Origin of the sequence: Stenotrophomonas pictorum JCM 9942, from assembly GCF_001310775.1 — a bacterium.
Taxonomy (GTDB): domain Bacteria; phylum Pseudomonadota; class Gammaproteobacteria; order Xanthomonadales; family Xanthomonadaceae; genus Stenotrophomonas; species Stenotrophomonas pictorum.
The window spans coordinates 1-3,400 of sequence record NZ_BAZI01000290.1; the positions used below are offsets into that span (position 1 = coordinate 1).

The 3,400-nt window shown below is 68.9% G+C and carries 2 protein-coding genes and 1 pseudogene; 1 reads left to right on the plus strand and 2 read right to left on the minus strand.

Annotated features, from left to right (window positions below; all coding sequences use genetic code 11):
* Together JCM9942_RS12560 and hemA are read right to left on the minus strand one after the other, a co-directional pair.
* Positions 1-240 (minus strand): PCRF domain-containing protein (locus JCM9942_RS12560; protein ID WP_157722917.1); only part of this gene is annotated, 240 nt, incomplete at its 3' end.
* The gene (hemA, locus tag JCM9942_RS12565) at positions 218-1,501 is read right to left on the minus strand and encodes a glutamyl-tRNA reductase (RefSeq protein ID WP_054660069.1); all 1,284 of its coding nucleotides are present in this window, start codon (positions 1,499-1,501) and stop codon (positions 218-220) included. The genes hemA and JCM9942_RS12560, both read right to left, overlap by 23 nt.
* 67 nt (positions 1,502-1,568) lie before the next feature.
* On the opposite strand from hemA, the pseudogene JCM9942_RS12570 reads away from it, so the two are divergent.
* Positions 1,569-3,253: pseudogene (locus JCM9942_RS12570) on the plus strand (tetratricopeptide repeat protein).
* Positions 3,254-3,400: the final 147 nt, after the last annotated feature.

Here is a 3,400-nt window from a genome sequence, read left to right on the forward strand (position 1 = left end):
CTCCTCGGCCAGCTCGCGCAGTTCCGGGTCGGCGCGCATAGCTTCGGCCGCGGCCAGGTCGGCCTTGGCCCGCGCTTCCTCGGCCAGCGCGGTGGCGACCGGTTCGAGCTGGGAGAATTCGCGGGAGAAGTTGCGGAAGCGCTCGTTGTCGGCGACCACGTCCGGTTCGGACAGCAGGCGTTCGAGTTCTTCACGGCGCTCGGCCAGTGCCAGCAGCTTACGGCGCAGGGTCGGCGTCATCGGTCCTCGCAACAGGGTGTTGATACCCGGGGGTGGCCGGGAACAGGCGCTCGGCGGCGCGGGTGAGTTCGGTGTCGCCTTCCAGCGCGGCCTGGCGCAGCGCGGCGGTGGGCGGATGCAGCAGGCGATTGGTCAGGCTGTGGGCGAGCTGGTCGAGCACGTCCTCGGCCGGCTTGCCATGGGCCAGCTGCTGCCGGGCCTTGGCCAGCAGTTCGGAACGGGTGGCCTCGCCGAACGCGCGCAACTGCCGGATCGGCGCCTGCAGGTGTGCCGCGCGCAGGCTTTCCTGGTAACGGCTGACCTGCAGGTCGATGATGGCTTCGGCTTCGGCCGCGGCTTCACGGCGTCCGCGGCGGTTTTCCTCCACCGCACGCTCCATGTCGTCCACCGTGTACAGGTAGGCATCGGACAGGCTGCCTACTTCGGCTTCGATATCGCGCGGCACCGCCAGGTCGAACAGCAGCATCGGCTTGTGCCGGCGTGAGCGCAGCGCGGTGGCGACATGGCGGTGCAGGATCACCGGTTCGCGCGCGGCGGTGGCGGAGAACACCACGTCGGCCTCGCCCAGATGCCGCTCCAGTTCGCCCAGCGGCAAGGCCACGCCACCGTGACGGGTAGCCAGATCCTGGGCGTGGGCCAGCGTCCGGTTGGCGATCAGCAGCCGTTTCACCTTGGCCTCGCTCAGGTGCTTGGCCGCCAGCTCGATGGTTTCGCCGGCACCCACCAGCAGCACGCTGGATTCGTCCATCCGCGCGAAAGAGTCCTGCGCCAGCCGTACCGCGGTGGATGCCACCGAGACCGGGTTGGCGCCGATCCGGGTGTCGGTGCGGGCACGCTTGGCGACCGAGAACGTCTGCTGGAACAGGCGATCGAGCTGCTGGCCGATCGCACCGCTGTCGCGGGCCAGTGCCCAGGCATCTTTCACCTGTCCCAGGATCTGCGGCTCGCCCAGCACCATCGAATCCAGTCCGGTGGCCACGCGGAACAGGTGACGCACCGCCTCGCCGTCGCAGTGCTGGTACAGGTAGCCCTGCAGATCACCGGCGTGGGATTGCAGCCAGTGGGCCAGCGCCTGGCTGTCCTCGGCCACCGCGTACAGCTCGGTGCGGTTGCAGGTGGACAGCAGCACGGCCTCGGACAGCTCCGCCGATTGCCGCAGCGATTCCAGCGCGCGGGGCAGGGCGTCGCCGCCGAAGGCCGCGCGTTCGCGCAGTTCCACCGGCGCGGTCTGGTGATTCAGTCCGAGCACCCACAGGGTCATTCGTTCAGTTGCTTGCGATAAGCTGCTGGCCATTCAAGGCCGCCATTTTACGGCCCGGTCGCGCCAGATGCCCGTACTCAATCGCATATGCACCGTTCTGTTGCTCTGTTTGCCGGTATTTCCGCTGTCGGCGGCCCCGCCGCAGGCCGTATGGGACAAGGAATCAGCCGATCACAGTGCCTCGCTGACGCCGGTATTGGCCGGCGAGTTTTCGCTCCAGGCCGGCAAGCTGGCCGATGCCGCGCGCTGGTACCTGCAGGCCGCGCAAGAAGGCAAGGATGATGCGGGGCTGGCCGAACGGGCCACGCGCATCGCGATGCTGGCCGACGATGACACCCGCGCCGCCGAAGCGCTGGCGCTATGGGCGCGGCGGGATCCGGGTTCGCTGGCGGTGCATGGCACCCGTGCCTCGCTGGCCATGCGCAAGGGCGATACACGACTGGCGCGCAAAGAGCTGCTGACAGTCCTGCGCGCGCCAGAGCCACGGAGCTGGCGCTATGCGCTGCTGGCGCTGGCCACTGGCGGGCGTGATCCGGCGGTGCCGGCGCAGGTGCTGGGAGCGCTGGTCGATGCCGGCGCGATTCCCGATGACCTGGAGGCCTGGCAGGAATTCGGCCGTCTGGCGCTGCGGATGGAGCGGCCCGAGCTGGCCCGGCGCATGGTCGGGGAAGTGGTCAGGCGTTTCCCGGACGAGCCGCGGGTGACCTTGCTGCATGCCTCCCAGCTCAACCAGGCCGGCAAGAAGGATGAGGCGCTGGCGCTGCTCAAAGGCGTCGAGCCCAAGGCCGTGGGAGACGAGGAGCTGCGCAACGCGCTGGCCTTCGCCTACGACGCGTTCGGCGCGCCGGCGGCAGCAGAGCGTGTGCTGTCGATCGGTGAACAGAACCTGCAGACCTGGGGCATGCGCGCCTCGCTGCTGGCCAAGCAGAAGGACGATGCGGCGCTGCTGGCGCTGTATCGGGACATCTCGGCCAAGGCCAGCAAGCCCGATCCCGAGCAGCGTCTGCTGCTGGGCAAGATCGCCGAGTACCTCAAGCGCTACCCGGAAGCCGTGGACTGGTATCACGGTGTTCCCGGCGGGCCGCAGCGGGGCGAGGCCCGCCTGCGGGCGGTGAATGCGCTGCACGAGCTGGGCGAAAAGAAACAGGCCACCCAGGAGGTGCGTGCAATCCAGGGCGATGCCGCGGTCGATGACGAGGTGCGCCGCGACGCCTACCTGTTGGAGGCTGAGCTGCGGCTGCGCGATGACGATGCGCGTGGCGAGCTGGATGTGCTGGCGCGCGGCTGGCGGCCTACCCGGATGACAACGCCCTGCTGTATGCCCGGGCGCTGGCGTGGGAACGCAATGACGACGTGCCGCGTGCCGAGGCCGATCTGCGCAAGATCCTGGTCACCGAGCCGGAAAACGTGGCCGCGCTCAATGCGCTGGGCTACACCTTGGCCGATCGCACCAGCCGTTACCAGGAAGCGCTGGAGCTGATCGACCGCGCCCGCGTCGCCGAGCCGGACAATGCCGCCATCGTCGACAGCTACGGCTGGGTGCTCTACCGGCTCGGGCGCAACGAGGAGGCGCTGGTGCAGCTGCGCCGCGCCTGGACCTTGAACAAGGACCCGGAAATTGCCGCCCACGTGGGCGAAGTACTGTGGGTGCTGGGCCAGAAGGAGGAAGCCCGGCGCTTCTTCGAGGAGGCCCGCAAGCTGGATCCGGACAACCGCGCGCTGCAGCGTGCGACTGAGAAGTTAGGTGCATGAATACGTTGATGTGGCGGATACCGCTGGTTTTGGTGACGGCTGCGGCGCTGGGCGCCTGTGGTTCGGTCGGAACGAAACAGAAAGCGCCGGTGGCCGCCGAGGTGGCGCAGGTATCGGCCGCGGCACAGGCCGCCGAGCACGCGCGGC